At 46.9% G+C, this 21,322-nt stretch carries 12 protein-coding genes; 4 read left to right on the top strand and 8 right to left on the bottom strand.

Going from position 1 to position 21,322, the window contains the following annotated elements:
* The 8 genes from FJQ58_RS02355 to FJQ58_RS02320 all read right to left on the bottom strand — a co-directional run.
* Positions 1 to 2,091, bottom strand: a 2,091-nt coding sequence (locus FJQ58_RS02355; protein ID WP_139990832.1) for an immunoglobulin-like domain-containing protein, incomplete at its 3' end; no start/stop codon positions are given.
* A 360-nt stretch (positions 2,092 to 2,451) separates the two neighbouring features.
* On the bottom strand, positions 2,452 to 2,793 hold the full coding sequence (locus FJQ58_RS02350) for a cupin domain-containing protein (RefSeq protein ID WP_139990831.1): 342 nt from the start codon (positions 2,791 to 2,793) through the stop codon (positions 2,452 to 2,454).
* Between the two features lie 192 nt (positions 2,794 to 2,985).
* Positions 2,986 to 3,576: a DUF3885 domain-containing protein gene (locus FJQ58_RS02345; protein WP_139990830.1), complete on the bottom strand. Its 591-nt coding sequence runs from the start codon at positions 3,574 to 3,576 to the stop codon at positions 2,986 to 2,988.
* 128 nt (positions 3,577 to 3,704) lie between these two features.
* On the bottom strand, positions 3,705 to 6,113 hold the full coding sequence (helD, locus tag FJQ58_RS02340; RefSeq protein WP_139990833.1) for an RNA polymerase recycling motor HelD: 2,409 nt from the start codon (positions 6,111 to 6,113) through the stop codon (positions 3,705 to 3,707).
* Positions 6,114 to 6,793: 680 nt separating this feature from the next.
* Positions 6,794 to 10,141 (bottom strand): glycoside hydrolase family 9 protein, encoded by a 3,348-nt coding sequence (locus FJQ58_RS02335; RefSeq protein ID WP_139990829.1) that lies wholly within the window; start codon positions 10,139 to 10,141, stop codon positions 6,794 to 6,796.
* A 277-nt stretch (positions 10,142 to 10,418) separates the two neighbouring features.
* Complete coding sequence (locus FJQ58_RS02330) at positions 10,419 to 12,128, bottom strand: type 2 periplasmic-binding domain-containing protein (protein WP_139990828.1); 1,710 nt, start codon at positions 12,126 to 12,128, stop codon at positions 10,419 to 10,421.
* A 77-nt stretch (positions 12,129 to 12,205) separates the two neighbouring features.
* Positions 12,206 to 13,789 carry a response regulator transcription factor gene (locus tag FJQ58_RS02325; protein WP_139990827.1) on the bottom strand — a complete coding sequence of 528 codons (1,584 nt, stop codon included), beginning with the start codon at positions 13,787 to 13,789 and terminating at the stop codon, positions 12,206 to 12,208.
* 3 nt (positions 13,790 to 13,792) lie between these two features.
* Entirely contained in the window at positions 13,793 to 15,523 is a 1,731-nt protein-coding gene (locus FJQ58_RS02320; RefSeq protein ID WP_139990826.1) for a sensor histidine kinase, read from the bottom strand.
* Between the two features lie 328 nt (positions 15,524 to 15,851).
* Between FJQ58_RS02320 and FJQ58_RS02315 the strand changes: the two genes are divergently transcribed.
* From FJQ58_RS02315 to FJQ58_RS02300, 4 genes are all read left to right on the top strand, one after another.
* Entirely contained in the window at positions 15,852 to 16,868 is a 1,017-nt protein-coding gene (locus FJQ58_RS02315; protein WP_139990825.1) for a LytTR family transcriptional regulator DNA-binding domain-containing protein, read from the top strand.
* A gap of 143 nt (positions 16,869 to 17,011) precedes the next feature.
* Positions 17,012 to 17,857 carry an ABC transporter ATP-binding protein gene (locus FJQ58_RS02310; protein WP_139990824.1) on the top strand — a complete coding sequence of 282 codons (846 nt, stop codon included), beginning with the start codon at positions 17,012 to 17,014 and terminating at the stop codon, positions 17,855 to 17,857.
* The gene (locus FJQ58_RS02305) at positions 17,854 to 18,570 is read left to right on the top strand and encodes an ABC transporter permease (protein ID WP_139990823.1); all 717 of its coding nucleotides are present in this window, start codon (positions 17,854 to 17,856) and stop codon (positions 18,568 to 18,570) included. The genes FJQ58_RS02310 and FJQ58_RS02305 overlap by 4 nt, the downstream gene beginning before the upstream one ends.
* A 581-nt stretch (positions 18,571 to 19,151) precedes the next feature.
* Positions 19,152 to 21,170 (top strand): methyl-accepting chemotaxis protein, encoded by a 2,019-nt coding sequence (locus FJQ58_RS02300; RefSeq protein WP_139990822.1) that lies wholly within the window; start codon positions 19,152 to 19,154, stop codon positions 21,168 to 21,170.
* Positions 21,171 to 21,322 lie beyond the last annotated feature (152 nt).

Below are 21,322 nucleotides of genomic sequence, written 5' to 3'. Positions count from 1 at the left end.
TGGCGTAAAGGTGTACGCTGCTGCGGCAGCCGTCGCTGCTTCTCCATCCACGGAAACTTTGTAGCTCAGCGTATTGCTGTCCGCATCTTCAAAAATAGTAGAAAGGTCAAGCGTATATGGCGTATTCACCGTAACTACCGCTTCATCCGTTGCATTAACGTCCGCTTGGCGGACTGGTACAGAGTTCGCCCTCAAGCTCACGGTATACGTGTCATCAGAGTCACTTTCCTCATCGCTGGCTGTGAAGACCAGCGTCACTAAGCCTGCCGAAATCGGCGTGTACGTATAGCTCGTATCCGCTGCTATCGCCTGTGCACCATTCACCGATACCTTATAGCTCAGTGGATCTCCATCTGCATCTTCGAAGATTTCGGAGAGATTAAGCTCGTATGGGGTATTCACCGATACCGTTGCATTCGCCGTCTCATTTACATTCGACTGACGGATAGGCTTGTTGTTCGGGGCTTCTAAAATGATTAAGGAAAAATCCTTTAATATCGTTTGTCCCCCAGAACGACTCACCGCAGCCGTCAATATTACGGCATGGTCGTCGTCGGTAGCTCTAGTCACCTTGCCTGTGCTCGTATCAATTAGTCCGACACCGCTAGGTACACTCCATGTAATCGTAGATCCAGCTGCACCAGAAGTTGGAAGAACAAGATCCTCTATCACCGCTTCTTTAACGCTGTTCGCACCCTTAATACTGTCCCATGTTAAGTCCCTATGATCCATAAATGTAATTTCAGTAGCGGAATAAGGCTGCCATTGGAGTGAGGGATATGTGTAATCCTCGGCAATCCTCCAAATCGCATTGAAATCCCAACCTGTGAAGGTCGTTTGCCGTTTCAACTCCGTGGCGCTTTTAGCCACTCCTCCATAAGAACTTGTAGCGGCCGCATTGTTATAATAGCTGTTAGAAACAGTCCCCGTCCCTTGCTTAAATCCAATCAGGCCGCCATTCGCATCGGTACCTCCGCTAGCGCTTCCTGTGCTGTAGCTGTAGCTGACATCTCCTCCGTTATTCATGCCAACCAGACCGCCAACAAATACAGCCCCGTCGCCGCTTGCATTCCCCCAGCTAAAGCTGTTCATAATATTTCCATTCGCCTTGTAACCGACCAAGCCACCTGCCATTCCTTGTGAACCAGCGTGCGCATTGCCCGTGCTGTAGCTGCGGTTTATATTGCCCGCATTTCTGCCAATAAGACCACCAACCACTGCCGATCCCTTGCCGCTTACAATGCCTGCGCTGTAACTGTCATTAACGGTTCCGCCTGATAGATTTGAACCGACCAAACCGCCCGCAGAGGCTGCTCCTCCACCTGTTACCATGCTGCTGCTAGTAGTAGCGCTGACCGTTCCTCCATTTGATCCAACCAAGCCACCTAAATAAGCATTATAGCTGTCAGGAGCGTTAATAGATCCGCTGCCTTTGCTGCCGCTTATCATTCCTGTCGCAGCGTTCGTGCCGATTAGGCTGCCAGCGCTAAAACTCGTACTGCTGCTATTAATCGTACTTGTGCTCTCACTATTAATGACATTCCCTCCATTATAGCCTGTCAGGCCTCCTGCAATGTTAAGATTAGTAATAGTGATAACACCATTGCTGCTGCTATTTTTAACCGTTGCACCCGCGTTGATGATGCCGACTAGTCCGCCTACAAAGGCGTTGTCTCCTGTAGCGGTAATATTAAAGCTTTCCAATCTCATATTTTCTAAAACAGCACCGCTCGTTATATTTGAGAATAGCCCTATAAAAGAGTCAGGGGAGCTAATAGTAAGATTTTCAATCGTAAAGCTAGCACCGTCATAAATACCGCTAAAGCTGCCAATCGGTGTCCAATTGCCCGTCAAGCCAATATTGGCAACCTGCTGGAAGTACGCTCCCGGTCCAGGGATCGAAACATTTCTCAAGTTGTCTGCAGTCGCTATTTTAAAAGGATTCTCAAGCGTGCCCTCACCGCCTGCAAAAAGAGTCGTATCCTCCTCTGCATATACCGAATTAGGAGTTCCCATCGTCAGGAACATGCTCGTTATGAGGCTGACCATTATGAGCATAACGGTCATTTTCTGTAATCTTTTGCTATACACGACATTGCCTCCCCTGTAATCTGTTTCCATTTATTAATTTGATTATAGCACGGCCTAATAAAAGAATAATAAAAGAATTTAGCAAAAAACATCGAAAAACCGCATAAAGCCTAGGCTTTGCGGTTGAGCAAAACTATCATATTATATTAATGCAACTATGATTCTTTTATCTTCAAAGAAATGCTTATCCTCTTTATTGATTCTTTGGCATCAAGAGGCCTGCTTTTCAAAAATACGTAAAAGAGGGCCTCTCTAAAGCCATAAGCTTTAGGACACCCTCTTCGATTACTTTTAAGCATCTATGAAGTCCTCTGCAATTCAGTTTCAATCGTTTCAAAATGTAGGAACGAGGCTGCACACTTAATCGACAACTATCCGATCTCCCTTGCTTATAGGCTGAGAAATAACCAAAAATTCAATGTCATGGTCTGATTTATTGAACATTTGATGATGTACTAGAGGAGGAACCTCGACTCCTTCTTGTGGATGAAGAACAATTTCTTTACCCTCCATTTCAATGGTTGCAGTACCAGACAAAACAAAGAAAAATTGAAGCGATTGCTGATGATAATGCTTCACCTCTGAAGTACTTGCTGGCATTCTTTCATGAATTACGCTTAAATTATGATGTTTAACTAAATGCCATCCGTCACAATGATCTCCCCAGATATAATGTTCTGCACTTTTTTTGCTAGATATCATCGTTATAGGCTCCCGTCTTAGCTGTATTTTTCCCTCATGAAAATCATTTTGTATCTTTTGAGTCATTATGCGATATTGGGAATAAAAACTCAACGCATTATTCGAACTGTTAACACCGTGAACAAAGACAAGAAGCAGCTACCGTAGTAACTGCTCCTTGCTCTTTTCAACTAATGCTTATTGTAAAAAAACCTACGATTTAAAGATGGAGTCAATACTCTCTCTATCGTAATCCAAAATCCAATGGTTATAGTTCATGTAAAGGTCCTGAAGTGAAGCCTTCGTGTTTGAAACGAGATCTAGGCCTCTACTGTCATATAAATAAAAAATCGTATGACGAGTTATATTTACAAAAAAGATCCTATACTGCGAGAAAAGGAATATTGCAGGCTTAATATCTGATGTTTTGCAACTCAGCACATAACGGGAAGAAACCCATTCATTGTCCTCTTCATCAGAAATCTCGATGCTGCTGCAGCTGAGTTTTTTCAAAATCCCACTGCTTTTCACGCCTTTGTTAAAGACGTTTATCCTGAAAGGCTTCCTATTTCTTTTAACTCCCCGTAATAAAACAATATAAATTTCATCACTGTCACTATGCGCATTTTTAAATAGTTGAGTAGTACGAAAGCGAACTTGTTCCCTATATTTCTCATCAGAAACCAAAGGGTCCGGGTTCCCAATCTCAAATCGAATGCCTATATCCGCGTTATAAAACAAAGGAGATTCCAGTTTCAGCCCCGGAAACTTTTCATTGAGATAACAATCAAGCGATGCTGTCACTCACTCCCCCCATTTCCGAAACCACATCGGATACCTTGCTAAATTTTATCATAAAGATGAAGGTAGACGATGATTATAACCAATCTTTCCTGCTAATTAACTGAGAAAGGCGCCACATTTTGGCGGCCTTAGTTCTCGTACAAATTCGTAGGCAATGCCTTCACGAACGGCGACCAGTCGCCCGTCGTATAAAGGTGAAGCCGGTGCATGGCCCGCGTACACGCCGTATAAAGAAGCTTTCGCTCGCTTTCCTGGCCATAGGCTTCGGGTGAAGCATCGTAGACCAAAACTGCATCGAACTCGACACCCTTGGCGAGATACACAGGAATGATCATTACTCCTTTTTCAAAGCCCATTGTCTCCTTCGTCATGAGCTGCTGAGCTTCGCCACCTTGGATCCGTAACCTTTCATGGGCATCCCGGCTTTCGGCTGCGGTCTTTGTAATGACGGCGATGGAATCGAAGCCCTCAGCCTTCAGCGCCGCGATATCTGCCACGATTTGCCTATCACGCTTTTCCTTGCCGTCAAGTCTCGTCAGAAGCGGCTTTTGGCCTCCCCTTTCAAACGGCACAATTTCTTCTCCGCCTGGAAGCATCGATTTCGTAAATTCAACAATCTGCTTGGTTGAACGATAACTGCGTACCAAGGAGACTAAGCTTGTCTCTGTCTCTCCAAAAAGGCGAATCAGCGGCGAATCGGATGCGGCCAAGCTTGTAGCCTGCATGAAGATCGCTTGCCCAAAGTCACCAAGCACCGTCATTCGGGCACGAGGAAACAGTTTTTTCAGATATTCATATTGAAACGAAGAATAATCCTGACCCTCATCAACGAAGACGTAGCGGATTTCCGTATTTGTACGTACGCCTTGGATCAGCTCTTTTACATACAAATAAGGAGTTGCATCCTCATGGAACAACTCGTTCCGAAGCAGCTTTTCCTTGGTTTGCCTGCATATTTCAAGCCACAGCGGCGGGAACACGGCCCCGCTCGTTTTCTCCCGATAAGAGGCTTCGTCCGCAAACAATTCGCTATATATGCCTATGACATCTACAAACGAAAGTTTCTTTACACTTTTCTTTAACGGTATAAAGCTTTCTTTCACGATCCTTCGGCGGAACAGCCCCTCCTCCTTCCGAGAGAAGTCAAAATCACTTTCATCTTCTCGTCGCTTGTTGGTCATTTTCTCGCGAACTGTGGCGAATTGTTCAGCAATGTCTAATACTTCCCGATCTTTATGCAGCATATCGAAAACTTCCGCATACTGTTCGGTGTCCAGATAGTTCAATTCATCCTCTACCCATGGCGCGTCCCGTTCCATGCGTTCCAGCGAAGCAAGCTTATTCAGCAGCCACTCCTGCAAGAGAATAATACGGTTGAGCAACGGCAAGGAACGGTCATAATTATAAAATTCCGCTCTCATTCGCTCCGCGGTAATCAAATCGCGGTCCCGAAACCGAATTGCATTGAATCGCATGCCTTCCCTTCCTAACCATAATCCATAGTTCTGCAGGGCTTGCAGGAAAGACTCGGAAGCCTTATATTCGATCCCCTGAATACGGGCCTCGTACTCCGGTTCTCCTTGAGCAGTCAGTACATATTCAATCTGATCTAAGGGATCCTCCGCGCGTAACGAAGAACCTAACCAATAGTCGACATATTCCTGAAAAGTCGTCTGCTGGATATTCTCTTCTCCAAGCTCCGGAAGGACGGTTGATATATAACTGCTAAACATCGGATTCGGTGAGAAAAGAACGATCTGATCAGCCCTGATCGTCTGGCGGTGTTTGTAAAGCAAGTACGCCACTCGCTGCAATGCCGCGGAAGTCTTGCCACTGCCAGCCGCTCCTTGTACAATTAGCATCCGACTTGTGTCATTGCGGATGATGGCATTTTGTTCCTTCTGGATAGTTGCCACGATACTCTTCATTTGCGAGTCCGCACCCTTGCCGAGCACTTGCTGCAGCAACTCATCTCCGATCGTATCGTTCGCGTCAAACATGTTGCGGATTTGCCCGTTCTGAATCTGAAACTGTCGTTTAAGCTCCATCGTTCCTGCGATTCGTCCGGCCGGTGTAACATAAGACGCTAGGCCCGGAGAGTGATCGTAGTACAGGCTAGCAATAGGCGTACGCCAGTCATAAATCAGAAAGCTCAATCCCTCTTCATCAAGGAAAGAGGACACGCCTATATAGATCTGCTCACCGAAATCCAGGCCATCCTCCTGAAAGTCTATGCGTCCAAAATAAGGAGACGGGAGCAGACGGTTCATGCTTTTCCATTGCTGTGTTAACAGCTTATGGCCACGTTCCCGTTCCGCCAATATCGCGGACTGTTGATTTATCGTGTAGAAGGACTCCTCGAAATCTTCGTAAGTGCTTGTGTTAATCGTAACTTCTTCCCAAAACCGCTTGCGGATGTCCGTAGCCTGATCGTGCAGCCCCGCCACCTCCGGCTCCAACTCAGCGATCCTCTCCTTCAGCTTGTTCCTGACCCGTTCCAGCCGTTCCTGTTCCTGCTGCCAATCCATTCTATCCATCACTTCTGAACACACTCCTTTTTCCGTTTTCTGGAACAAAAAAGAGCATTGACAAATTAAAGTGGCAGATGTACAATTAAATTAGGAGTAATAATTAGTACACTTATATTTTAATTTGTCAATTACGCTAACGATTATATCATAGCGTTAATTTGTGTTCAATTTATTTTTTATTTAGGCTGAGCTGAACACTTAATCGAATTGATGATTATTTAAACTAACTATAGCGGAGTTAAGATACCAAGAGATGACCCTTAAATTTACGGGGTCATCTTTTTTATATCCACTGTTCTGTTCGGTGGGGAACAGGGGTGTCTCCTCCCTCGAAATGTACAACGATTGTGTCAGGAACAGATTTTATTTTATGCGATGTTTTTAGGTATTTATTGCTTTTTGGAATTCACTAAATAAAGAGCTATCTTAATTATGAAACATAATTACAACTCTATAATGGGATGGCTCTCCATTTCTCTTTATTATGTCTCAGTTGCCACCACACAAAAAATGGGTCGTTCTGATATCAAGCTTCAGAGCGACCCAGATTCTTTTCGTTTTCAATCCATAATAATCATATACTGCAATCATTCCAATAAATTATTATGATGAATTCGAGTGGACATGCCAACCACCAAACTCGGAGAAGCTCCCACCCGCTCCACAACATTTCATCCTTACGCTATTCAGGGCTCCGTTCCCCATTGGAGAGCGCCAGCGATGTAGCCAGTCGTTTTGCTCCAATCCGCATAAGCCGTGTGGGTCGAATCGAAGGAGTAGTCACCCGTCTGCGTATAGTTCGTCCAATCGGTCTTGGACACGCGGATCTGAAGCTCTATACTTGCTCCCGCAGCCAAGCTTCCGGCTCCGCTCGTAAAGCCGATCTCCAGATAATGGTCGGCCCCAGTCAGAGGAGCCGCCAATTTGACGAAGGTCCCCGTTACGTTGCTGCTGCCCACATGCGACCAGTCACAGAAAAAGCTCTGGGCGACCTCACCATCAATCGTGTAATAATAACGCAGCTTCACGTCGGACATATTGATGGCGGTAGTGCCCGTGTTCGTCAGCTTGATCCGCGGATTCAGCGTGTTGCTCGTTGCCGCGGTGGTGGAATTGTACTGCTGCACCTTAATTGACCCGCTTCCGCTGGAAGTGGTGTTTATTACGGTGACCGCAAGAGTCGCATTCGCTCCCGCGCTGAAGTTGAATGTCAGCGTCGTTGTTCCCACCGGTTGGGCGGCCAAATAAGCCTTCTGAATCGTCACCGACGTGCCCGATACGGTATAGTCCGTTCCCGCAACCAGGGTAGCAGTGCCATTCTTAATGCCGCTAAACGTATTGCCGTTCAGCGTCAGCGTCACCGGAACATTAGCTTGTATAGCGGTATTTTTGTCAAAGGTAACGGACGTCGGATTGATCGTCGAGTTGGTCACCGACGAATCCGTCACTGCGATGGATAGCGCAGCGGAGGAACCTGCGTTAAACTGGAATGTTAGGTTTGTCGTTCCGACGGGCTGCTGAGCGAGATAAGTTTTTTGCAGTGTAACCGTGTTACCTGAAACGGTGTAGTCTGTGCCTGCAACCAGAGACGCCGTACCATTCTTAATGCCGCTAAACGTATTACCGTTCAGGGTAAGCGTTACTGGAATGTTCACTTGCATAGCCGTTTTCTTGTCAAATGCAGCGGACGTCGGGCTGATCGTCGAATTGTTGCTGTTACCTGTGGCATAGGCGGCAACAAACACCAGCCCCGAGTTCCAATAGACGGTATGCTCATTCGTTGTCCATTCCTGGAAGTTATCGTGATAATTTTTGGCAGCAAATCTAGAAATCTGGTTTCCTACTGCTTCATCGTTGGAGTATTTGTTCGGTCCTCCAACCAGAAAGCCCTTCGGCACGCCAGGCAAGCCATCGGTTCTGTACATAATACTAAAAGGATACTTAACGCTGTTATCCCCATACCCCGATACGAAAGATACGCCTACCGGATTCTGGCCAAGGATCCAGTCTAATTGGCTATAAGTCACTTTATTAATAATCGCACGGTTGCTCTCGTAGGTTCCGAGCAATTTGGTGCCAATGATCATTTCCATCGGCGTATCGGCATATTGCATAGTAATTCCCCAATAATAGTTGCCGTCTTTTACGATACTTTTCCAAGAGCTTTCGTTGTATCTAGTGACCTTATCATTAAACCATTGCTGGAATTTGGTCGTATACCAGCTGACGACTGCAGAGCTTTTATTAGCAGCTTTCATATAACTGAAGAAGCCCGTATTCCAGGTGTTCGCCCAGCTGCTTGCGAAATCAAGGGTATCCTCAAAAAATATCGCCATATTGGTGTAGTTCGCAAGGAAATAATTGTTGTATTTGACATCACCAGTTGAACGATATAGAGAGCCTGCAGCCCACAAACGATTTGCAGCATCATCGGTAACATCGTAAGGCCATCTGCCCGTATTAGGCGTTCGGATATTTTCCGGGTGCGCCTCCAAATACCCCCATGCCGCTACTGCCGCATTTAGACATTGCTGAGCAAAGGTCGGATCGATATTTTGATAGATCAGGTAGGCATGTGCCAATACTCCAGCTGCGGTAGCCGTATCGGCAGTTGTTTTGATAGCTGTCCGTGAGCTTACGGTATCTTTGTCGATAATCTGTCTGTCGACCATATTGTCGTCATCCTGGAAAGTCACGCGGGCATAGAAGCCGCCGCTTGCCGCATCCTGCATTTTCAGCATCCATTCCAGTTCCCAGCGTGACTCATCGAGAATATCAGGAATGCCGTTTCCGCTCTCCGGAATATTAAATTGATTGTCCGTAAATTTCTCCGGCATCACTTCATAAGCCCAGAAGAGATCGGACAAGGCTTTGGCGCCAGCGTTAACGTATTTGCCTTTATCGCCCGCATCATACCAGCCTTTAGAAACGTCTTTCTTAATGGAAGGGTTGGACATTAAAGGTACCGCTGTGTCTGGCGTAAAATCGGTTCTCTGATAATTCTGAGTATACGGGCTCGTAATATTTATACCGGTTCTCTGGTGATAAAAATATCTGGATACGTCAACCAAGAATGGCTCATAAATATCATTAGCACTGCCAATCGAGAATTTAGGTGAATTCTGGACTCCCTGCACCGCCACATAGTATTTGCCCGGTACAGTGAAATTCGTAAAGTCAGCCGTGAAAATTCGCTCTCCACTGTCTATGGCTTCATAATTATCGGTGAGCACAAGCGTTCCGGAGAAGGCCGTAGCATTGGTGGTTGCATTCACAACGTTAAACGGCGTCCCCTCATCGACAGTAAGGACATCCTCAAACCCGGTCACGAGTGCCTGCTTTATGCCATCGACAGGATAGCCCACTTGATTGACCTTGATGGGCGCATACTCTTTCTCCTTATCGGGAGAGGTAACCCTAATGTCATTAAACCAGACCTTTAAAGGTTGAAAACCATTATTTTTGATGGATAATGAATCGATCGAAGTTCGGTCAATGCCTTGCGAGACCTGAATGACATCCTTTAAAGGTATTTTCACATGGGTCCAGCTCGTCGTAATGTTGGTATAGGTTTTTATGTCTACTGTAGTCGTAATTTCATTGCCGGCAGCCCGTTCGAATACTCTATCCTTGAAGCCAATAAGGAAGGACTCTCCACCGGCGTTCCCCTTAATATTAAACTCAAGAAAACCGTTTGGATGATAAGACGTAAAGTCATACGCTTTCCAGCCGGCAACCGTAATTAACGCGTTGAACCAGGACGGACTGGTAGGCGTCTTCGTATTTAATAGCAAAGAAGGCAATCCATTGTACGTAACCGTCGGATCAATCGGCAGCTTGCTATCCACTGTTTCCAAGCCGAATCCGCTATCTCCTGCCCAGCCATCTGTTATATTGCTAAATATTTTATAATCCAATAAGTTTCTCCACCCTGCTGGCGCTTCGGGGGTAGCGGCGTTCGTCGTGATCGGATTCGAAAATAAGATTGTAACGAACATCGTAATTGAAAGGATTAAACTTACTTTTTTCCTCATTACCTCTCCTCCTTCAAATGGTTGACGGTTTGCTCTGCATGAATCTTATTCGCACTCGACTTCTTAGCGGCTTCTGTGCGCCATCACCTCTCCCTCAATGAAAACGCTTACTTATGTAAATATTTTAATTCGTGAAGCTGGCTCCGGTATATAGAAGGAATAAACGATCATAGAAGAAAACAAGCCATTGCGTTCGTCGTCCTATCCAAAAGATAAGGGAGGCCGCATCCGATGCACCGAATGCGGCCTCCCCCTCTATGTTCTAATCAATACGCCATTATGGTTTATTGTCCTGATACCAATCGTTGACTTCTTTCGTAATCACGTCGCCGCCATTTTTGTAAAACTGGGCTACAAACTCATTGAAGTAGGAGAGTGGCTTCTCCCCATAAATGATGTCCAGGTAGCACTCCGTTGCAAGCTTCTGCAGGAACACTCCGTGTTTCTCCATCCCGTCCGTCAACGGCCCGTGGTACCGGTTCGGAATTTCAAGCCCCTGCTCGGACATCGCGACCCCAGCTGCCATTAGCTGGGCCGAATTCAGCCCTTTGATGCCCTGTTCAATCGGCGTCATTACTTCAGCATTCGAATTTTCCACTATTTTCTTGATCGCGGCTGCATTCATATACGGCAGCGTCGGTGCGCCGCCGGTCAGCGGATACAGCATCCAACGCATATCGATGGATGAACCGTCCGGGAGCGGCCATTCGTTAGGGGGCACGCCTTCCGCATCAAAATTAACGGTGATCACCTTGTTGTCCTTGATCACATAGTCGTAGCCTTCGTGAAACCCTTTCTCGAAACGGGGATCGAAGTACGGGTCCTGCGGTCCAAAATTTTTGGCGAGCAGCTTGTTATAATACGCAAACCAAGCTTCCATATGGTTGAAGTCCTTGCTAAAAACCGAATAGATGCCGTACAAAGGCTTTTGCGCTTTGCCCTTTAATCCTTCAGGTCCGGCAGGAAGCGGATACGCCTGCCAATTCGCGTTAGGATCAGCCTTTGTCGTGTCCCCAAGCGGCCAAGCCCCCATCCAGAATGGGCCAAACATGACGCCTGCCATTCCTTTGACCGCCAGCTCGGCCGCTTTGCTGGAGTCCTTCATGCCTGCATTCTTGTCCATGTAGCCCTTAGCCATCCAGGATGCCATCGTCTCCAAATATTTCATGGCATCGGGGTGCACGGCGCCATAGACCAAGCTGCCATTTTCATCCTCATTCCAAAACATTCGGATGTCGAAGGTGCTGAGCATCTGTTTGGATAAGGCGCCTGCTATCGCATCGGTTTGTCCCATCCAATTCCATGGGCCTTCCTTCAGCGAGACCGCCAAGCCAACTTCGTCGTCTGTGCCATTCCCGTTAGGATCTTGCTCCGAAAAAGCCTTCATTACGTTCTCCAACTGCATAAGCGTCTTCGGCGGTTCCAGCGAAAGCTTCTCCAGCCAATCCTTGCGAATCCACATGACCGTTCCCTCATCTCCTACATTAAAGCGGGGAAGCCCGTAAATCTTGCCGTCTTTGGTTACTTCGGTCATGGTAAAAGCGTACTGCTTGAGTGCTTCCTTTAGCTTAGGATGCGCGAACCTTTCGATGGCGTCATTTAGCGGAAGCAGCTTGTCGGCTTTGAGCAGATCCTTCAGGATCTCTCCGTCTGCCCCGAAGGTGTCTGGGAGTTTGCTGTTCACGGCCAGCGCCAGCCGAATTTTAGTGTCCGCATCCTCGAACTTGCTGACAATCCAGTCAAACCTCGTGATCAGGCCTAGGTTTTCATCCATCCAGCGGGTATGCACGTTATCCGTGAGGCTCTCGCCTGGCTTGAATGCATTAGGGCGATTCTCGTCCACGATTGTCGTTGTAATCGTTATTGGCGGATCGTATTGAAAATCCCATAAAGGCTTTGTTACATTGTTGGCTAAGCTGTTCTTGGTCATTTCCCCAACGCTGTTTAAACAGCCGGCAAGCAGCAGACTCCCTATCAGTAAAGCCAATAGAATAAACCTCCATCTTCTACGCCCCTGCACCAGCCCAACCCTCCCTTTCGGTTCTAACTAGGTTATCGAACGAATCACTCCATTCCTAATCGGTATCTGTCCCTGAATTCCTGCGGTGTTACCTGGTAATAGTCACGAAATTTACGAATAAACCAGTTGGTATTAGGGTAGCCAATGCTTTCTCCAATATGGTAAATTTTATTATTTGTATGCTTTAGCAGTTCGCCCGCCTTGAGCACGCGCTGCTCGTAAATATATTGGGAAACGGTAGTATCCGTACATTGCTTAAAGAGTTTAGACAGATGGTTAGGATGCACAAAGACGCGCCGGGCCAGCATCGTAAGCGACAAGTCCTTGTCCAGCTCCTTCCGTATGTAAGCTTGCGTCTTTCGGACAATCGCTTGGCTGTGATCCTCGGATTCCTCGCCCAGCTTATCGCGAAGCGTACGCAGCGAGTCCAGTGCCCAGCCTTCCAGCTGCGACGCATGAAGCATGATTTTGCCCTTTACATAGGCGGACTGTTCGGGAGTGAGCATCTGAGCCAGCGTCCTGCCGCTGCGATTCGCGATATACTGGAAGGCATTGGACAGAAAGAAAAAAACGTCCCGCATGAGGTCGGGCGAGCCCGTGTGCAGCAATGGCGATACGAACGTACGGATTTTCGCTTCCGCCTCTTCCCATTTTTCACTCTCTAATAGATGCGTCAGAAGAGGCGTTTCGTAGAGCTTGCGCATGAGGCGCGATTCCTCCTCGTTTCTCTCCGGCACCTGACCTAACGAGCGGCCATCGCTTTCCAAACACGAAGTCGCCGCCATGTAACTAGCCTGCAGCCCTTCCGGAAAGAGACAATCCGCTTCCCCTACGAAAATTTCACCTTTAAGCAAATTTTGTACTTCTCGTTTTAAATGGTCGATTCGCTCGTACACCCATTCCCGATCAGGCGGCGCTCCCGATAGGTCGTACACCAGCACAAGCAGAGTTCCTTCCTCGTTCGCAGCCGGCCAGCAATCATACCGCTCCATCAGCAGCTCTTCCAGCATATTCGTGACCGCGAACCGGATGAGGGACTGCGAATAGAGATCCTGTCTGTCAAAGGGCGGACCCAACCGAAAGAGGCATAGCGAGACATGTCCCGGCATCAAAAGCGGGAGGTCGAACAGTTTCAATTTTTCCGCAAGCATCTCGCCGTTTAGGGCGCCGCTGAGCGCCTTGAGCAGCAGTCCTGCCTTCAGCTCCGCGCTGTTATCCCTATAGATACGGAAGCCCTGTTCAATGGTTCGCTCCTGTTCAAGCTGCTTAACGATCCGGCCCATTGCCTCCAGAAGATGCTCGTCCTTAGCCGGCTTCATCAGGTATTCGAGCGCTTGAAGCTCAATCGCTTTGCGTGCATAGTCGAAGTCCGCATAACCTGTGAGCAGCAAGCATTTTAATTGGGGTATGCGCTGCCTGGCCTGCTCGATCAGCTCTAAGCCGTTCATGCGCGGCATACGGATATCCGTCATGAGAATGTCGACTGGAAATGATTCCATCAGTGAAAGCGCCTCTTTGGCACTGTAAGCCTTCAAGACCCGGGTGATGCCAAGCTTCGTCCATGGAATCGTGTCGGCAAGGCTATCTGCATAGTGCTTCTCATCATCAACCACAAGCAGGCTCTTCATCGCTCATCCCCCTATATGTTTCGTCTCCAGTCTCCAAACCAATTGCACCGTTAGCCCACCCAGCCTGGATGGTATAAAAGCAATTTTAGCGTCTGCGCCATAATTGCCCAGCAATCTCTGATATACGTTCCACAACCCGCAGCCGGCATATTCGCCAGCTGGGATACGTAGTACAATTTGCAACTGGTCGATCTCCTCCGCACTCAGTCCTATACCGTTATCTTCCACTTCCAAGTGCACCTGGCTATCCTTGACGTAGACCCTAATTTCTACGCGGCCCGGATAATCGACATTTTCTAGTCCATGCACGATCGCATTTTCCACAATCGGTTGGATAAGAAGCCGGGGAACGCGGATTTCCGCAAGCTCTTCCGGCAGCTCGATGCTGTAGGTCAGCGTCTCATTGCGCAGCTTGAGAATTTCCAGATGAATGCGCACGAACGCAAGCTCTTCGCCCATGCTGACTCCCTGATTGTCCATACGTGTTGTGTATCGGTAATAGTCTGCTAGATGATACGCCATGTCCATGACCGCCTGATCCTTTCCCATCTTGGTCATGTTAATGATAAAACCTAGGCAGTTGTACAAAAAATGAGGATGAATCTGCGCCTGCAGCTGCTTCAGCGTGGCATCACGGGCAAGAATACGAGATTGTAAGTCATTCTCGATGAGATCTTGAATCTGCGTTGCCATCTCGTTGAAGTTTTGCATGAGGAACGCAAATTCATTGTTCGATTTCTTCGGCAGACGGTAGGCGTAATCGCCTCGCTTGATCCGCTGCACCGCGTGCACGAGACGCAAGATTGGCCTCTGTACGTTCCAGTACAAGGCAGACGCGGCAGCGATACCGGATAGGAGTAAAATAATAGAAGAAGCGCCAAACAAAATCCTCTGCTGCTTGATCGGCCCGATAATCTGATCGAGCGGAACGGAATCGATGAGGTGCCAGTCAAGAAGACTAGAATAATAATAGGTCATCAGATAAGGCCTGCCCTCGAACGAATGGATCAAGAAACCTGAAGAACGGTTATTAACCCTATCGCCTAACTCTGTGACGATCCCGTCCATTTTTAGCCCTTCTGCAGACCGGCTCGCGATAATGGAATGTCCCTTTTTGTAAAAAAACGGATTGTCGGAATGGCCCGATTTGTAGGTGTCGAGCAGATTCTCGAAGCTCCACTTGTACAAGTTAATGCGTACGGCAACATCCAGATCGTCCGGATGAGCCGGCTTGTACCCCGTCGTGACATAGGTTCGAGTGAAACCCGATCCTCCCCCCAAATCTTCACGGTAGCTCCAGCCTAGCGAGAAGCGGTCCTCAAACTCTTCCAGATTATATTCATAGGAGGGAGACGAAGATATGCTATCGCGACGCTGCGGAAAATAAATGGTTACATCATTGCGCCAGTTGCCCGACGCGCTTGCCAGCGAGAGCTTCTCCTCAATTAGCATCCTTGTTTTCATAAGGGAGTACTCGCTCTTATTGATGCTGTACAGGTACTCCAGCACATTCGTATCCACGAGCATGGGGGCGGAGACCAGATCAAACTTCTCTATGCTAGCATCCAGCTGCGCCATAAATAGCTCCATTTGGTTCAGGCTCGCCTTGATAAGCTCTTCCTGTATGACGTTGATGCTCTTATACGTGGAATAATAGTACAGCGCCACGATCGGCGTCAGCAGAATCAGCAGCATCACAAGCAATTTCTGAAAGATGTTGAATTTGATCCGCATGTCATTTCCATCCTTGTTTCGAAATTGCACTTCATCCGATATATTACAATAATTTGGAAGCGTTTACAATAATGATTCATTGATTAGAACGGCTTTAGCCCTTGACCAGTCCTCGTATTCTACCCATGAGGATATGATGATGCTATAAATCAGCTAGGTTCGACAAAAAATGAACTTTAAGATGCAGCCTGAACTCATCATTTCATAGTCAAGAAAATGAGGAAGAACTGGGGTTTCTCCAATCTTTTCAAAGGGGAAATGGTACAATGACAACTAAGGAAGTAAATGGTTAGCCTTTGGAAATTACTCTATCGGAGGAATTATAGATATGAATATATTAGACACAAATGTAATCGAGATAGACTCCGGTCAATGTGTGGTTATACAATGCCACTACGATATTGGCCGTACTTTCATTCGGGCAATGCGAGGGGAAAATGTATCTTCCGGCTGCCAGATCTCTTATCGCGGAAAGCTTCTTTCTTTGGCCAGCCCTGAGGCAGCTAAGCAGGTTGGATTTAGCAGTTTGGATGAAGGATTATATGAACGCTTGAAGGTGAAGGAGTTCTTATTATTTTGGGCAGAGCTATATGAAGTTACCTCTCCCATTGGAGAACTGCTTAGCCAAATCGGATTGGCGGGAAAGCCCAATGAAAGGATTTCTAAGCTCAGCTATTCCGAGAAACGGCTGCTCAGCTTTGCAAGAAGCATCCTTCATGATCCAGAGCTGATTGTTTGGGAGGATCCGGAACAAAATCTCGATTTGGAGAGCTGTATGATCGTCAGAAGGATGATATCGGGGCTGGTTCGCATGAACAAGGCGATTCTGATCACATGCTCGACGTTGGAGCAAGCACTCTCGATATCGAATCGAATCTTCCGATTGACTGGAAGCTCGCTTGCCCCTGTTCCTGTACAGGAACAATTGGATTCCAACGAGCCAGAGTCCATTGCTGAAGACGAAGAGCCCGCAATAGCCAACCGTGAACTGCAAGAAGAGAATGCCTTAAGGCTGGCTAAACTCATGGTGAAAACCGAGGACAAATATGTATTCATAGATCCTAGTGATATTCGTTACATCGAAAGCATCGAGGGCATCACACATTTGTACACGAAGGAAGGCAACCTCTCCTGTCCATGGACACTTGCGGAATTAGAGGTGAAGTTAAAGCTGTATCGGTTTTATCGCTGCCACCGCTCCTATATCGTCAATCTGGATCAGATCGCCGAATTGATTGTATGGAGCCGCAACAGCTACAGTCTGGTTCTAAGCGACGATGATAAATCCAGAATTCCGTTATCCAAGGGAAAATTTGAGGAGCTCCGAACCTTTGTTGGACTGTAGGTCTGCTCCATTGGCTCCCCCAAATGACGGCATTCAGCTTGTAAATAGCTCTTTTCACGGGTAATTTGCTGTATTCGGCTCCGTTCACGCTTAGTCTGGAAAGGAGCTACCAGCTACTCATGTTAAGGGAAGGTGTAATCGTCATGCAATCAATCATTGAGGTAGAAGGCCTCGAAAAGCTGTACAAAAAGAAACGGGCTCTGAAGAACATTAGCTTTCAAGTTAAGCAAGGAGAAATATTTGGCTTTCTTGGTCCCAGCGGCTCCGGAAAAACGACAACAGTAAAAATTCTTACTTCTCAGCTGCTCTATACCTCCGGGCGAGTAAAGGTACTTGGGAGCGATCCGGCACGGAGTCGGCATTCGGAGTTTTTGGGCAAGATCGGTGTGCTTACAGATAACAGCGGTACGTATGAGCGTCTTAGCGTGTATGACAATCTTGCTTTGTTCTGCCGCCTGTATGGCGTGGCGGATCGCAGAATCGAAACCGTTCTAGATGCGGTGAATTTAAATGACGACAAGCATACTCTGGTCGGGCGGCTTTCCAAAGGGATGAAGCAGAGGGTTACGCTGGCAAGGACGATTTTGCACGAACCGGATATCCTGTTTCTGGATGAACCTACATCGGCTTTAGACCCTGTGAATAGCGGCCGTATCCAGCAAACGCTGCGCGAAATGAATAGCCGGGGAACTACGATTTTTTTGACAACGCACAATATGCAGGAAGCTGAGGAGCTTTGCGATCGTGTGGCCTTTTTGAATCATGGTGAAATCTCGGCTCTCGACACGCCTCAGGCGCTTCGCCTTCAGTACGGCGACCGTTCTATTACCGTGACTACGCAGCAGGGAAAACAGGTTGTTCAGCAGAATGATGCGGGGGCGAACTTGATAAGGGAGCTCATCCAAAGAGGAGATTTGTTAGCTATCCATTCCAATGAACCTACGCTTGGGGATATTTTTGTGAAATTGACAGGGAGGGGACTGGAATGACGTTTTCCATACGCCGCTTTAGAGCAATGGTCAAAAAAGAGTGGAAGGATTCCATTCGCAATCCACAAATTTTATTAAATGCGGGAATGCCCATTCTGCTTGCCGTTCTATTTAATCAAAAGGAAGACGAACCGAGCGACCTGACCTTTCTTTCTATTCCTATACTAGTTGCCATATCCATTACCGGAGCTTTCGTTCAGGCGAATATGATTGCCGAAGAGAAGGAAAAAAATACACTGCGCTCGCTCATGCTGTCTCCAGCTTCGAAGCTGGAGGTTCTTGCCGGGAAAAGTGCGACGACAACGTTGTTCGCCCTCCTTGTAATCGCAGTGTGTTTGGCGATATCTGGCGTACCTGATGTCAATATCGTATATTTGATCATCCTATCGATTCTGTTGCTGCTTATTTTTATGGCATTAGGTACCGTTATTGGCCTCATTGCACGTACAGCCTCGGAATCATCCATAGTAGGTCTTCCTCTGCTGCTGTTATTTATTTTCGGGCCCATATTTGTACCCAATCTGGATCTTCCTGCTCTGATGAAAATCATCGACGTACTGCCCTCACACCAGTTTATGCTGGCGATAACAGCGCTTATTCAAGATGGCGGGCTATCGCAGATTGGCGGGAATCTTCTAAACTTAGTCCTGTGGACGATTGTATCTCTAGCATTGTGCTTTCTTGTATACGGTAAAAAACGGTTCGATAAGTAAGACGCGATGATTACACCTGACCATTCAAGGGGGAGGAACAGCAATGAATAAATTAACGAAAAATATAATCGTAGGCGTTGTCGTACTGATCGTGTGCTTGGTTGTGAGAAAGCTATGGCTGCCAGATGGCATTTTTGGACTTTTCCAATAAGCAATGCGTGAACCGCATATTCATCATTTTATTCCTTATCCAACATTGAAGCATTCAGCGCCTGCTCGTTCATAACTGGACGACTCAGGCGCTTTTTAGTTTGATTGCTTGTCTTACAATTGTCACTTATGCAGATCAACTTTACCCTATTATTTTGGATGATTCGCATAATTCCCCATTCATTCAGCGAACTGCATAAGTTATGATTCCAACTGCTTTTAACTGAATTTTACAAAAACATCATATTTAATTATTCCTACGCAGTAATCATTAATTTAATGGGTAATTACTTAGTTTTTTGCAAGCGATTACATTTTAGAAATTAATAATATGAAAGATTTTCAATATTGGCTCTAAAAATAATAATAATAATTTTGTATTCTGCAACCGATATTAATAAAATACATACTTTATACAAAGGAGAATAGTAATGCCCTTTAAGAATTCCCGTTTTATGCGCAATTTGCTTATACTTGGCTCGATTCGTCAGACCGCAGGTAGAATTGTCTTATCCACACTGTTGATTATTATCGTTTGTGTCTCTGTCCTCTCCTACACGTTCTACGTCCCTACCGCCAGAGAAGTTCAAATTCAAGCCGAGGAACAAATGGAGCTCTACTCCAGCTTGCTGGCCAAAGAAATTGATGCCAATTTGGTAGAGAAGCAAGCGATCATGCAAGTTATCGCCGAGCAAGGCTCCAAAGTAGCCGCAGATCGAGGGCAGCAGCTTGATTTTCTCGTCCAAGCCCACAAGCAGCATCCTGAATTTGAATCAATTTTTTTCTCGCTTGATTTAATCGGTGCCAACGCCGTTAACGTTAAAAATACGGACGTCAATGTAGCCGATCGGCCATATATCGAGCTTGCCAAAGAAGGCAAGCCGTTCATTTCTAATCCCGTTATTTCCAAAACCATGGGTACCATGGTCGTTATCGTTGGCGCTCCATTAGTGAAAGACGGCAAAGCCTATGGATTTTACGGGGCCTCCTATTCCATTAGCGATGCGGTAATTGGCGTTACCAAAGCCCAATTCGGGGAGACTGGAAAAGCATATATGACGCTGCCTGATGGAACGTTCCTCTCCTACTCCGATGAATCGTATGTATTAAGCAAAAAAATGTCCGATCTGGGCATCGCTCCGCTTGATCAAGCACTCACTAATGCAACCCAAGGCCATACCAGCGCAATTCATTATAAGGAAAATGGCACTAAAAAAATTGGGTTTATGAGTGTGACCGGCCTCAACTGGGTAATTACGATGTTTGCAGAGGAAAGTGAAATTTTAAAACCAGTTAATACTTTACTTAATTTAATCGTCCTAGTTGGCTCAGGCATTATTATTCTTGCCCTTATCACAACCATTCTGATTGCTCTACGAATTGTACACCCCATTCGCCAATTGACACACGGCATTGATGTTTTGGCGCAAGGAGATTTAACCTACCGCATTCCAGTCAAAGGCAAAAGCGATATTAGCAAGGCGCTGCAATCCTTTAACGCCGCTGGCGACCAAATGCAGCTGTTAATGAAGGAGGTTAACGGCTTGTCCGAGCAGCTGACGGATTCTGCAAAGCAGCTTGCAGAGGGAGCCGATCAAGGCGCACGCGTGGCGCAAAGCATTTCCGAAGCGATTCTCGTCGTGGCGGAAAGCTCCGAGCGTCAAACGTCCAGCTTGCAGGACGGAAGCCAAGCAGCCGACAACATCGCTGTACAAATTGATGGAATTGCTTCTTATAGTACGAATGCGGCTGGCATTGCTTCGGAGGCATCCAATCTTTCTGATGATGGAGCGGCCTCCATGGATCAGCTTAATGGGAAGATGATCCAAATGGAACAAGGCATCAGCGAGCTCTCCCAAACGATTCATGCTCTCAGCGGATTGTCTGGCAAAATCGGCGATGTCGTAAGCATCATTAGCCAAATCGCCCGCCAAACGAATATATTATCGTTGAATGCCGCAATTGAGGCTTCTCGCTCCGGGGAGGCAGGCCGCGGGTTTACCGTCGTTGCAGATGAAATCCGCAAGCTTGCAGGCCAATCCATGGATTCTGCAGAACAAATTGCAGGATTCATCGGAAGTATTCGCACTGAAATTAATCGGACTCTTCAAGCCTCCGAACAGACCGTCTCCCAAGCGGCTGAAGGAAGACATACGGGGGAAGAAGCTCGCGAGCTATTTGCCCGCATTCGCTCTTCCATTCAAGAAGTAGCCGTAAGTATTCAAGGCGTATCGCAATCATCTGGCGAGATGGTGTCCGGCACAAATACGTTAGTAGAATCCATTCGCCTCATCTCCGACTCGGCCACTGAAACTTCGGCAGAATCACAAAATGTTTCCGCTGCGGCAGAAGAGCAAATGGCTTCGATGGAAGAAGTAGCTTCCTCCTCCGCAGAGCTTGCTCATATGGCCGAGAAGCTGCGTATACAAATTAATAAATTCAAGCTTTAGCATAGAGTTATAAGAGAAGTTTCGGTGGTTGGTAAAAGCAAGGGAACTGACTCCAAAGTTTGAGACAGCATAAAACACCTTTAAGTTGAAGATACGACTATTGTAAAATAATCGTTCAACTTGGAGGTGTTTTTGCTTAGGAACAAGTGCAA

Source organism: Paenibacillus paridis, from assembly GCF_006345825.1.
Classification (GTDB): domain Bacteria; phylum Bacillota; class Bacilli; order Paenibacillales; family Paenibacillaceae; genus Pristimantibacillus; species Pristimantibacillus paridis.
This window is presented reverse-complemented; position numbering and strand designations above follow the sequence as displayed.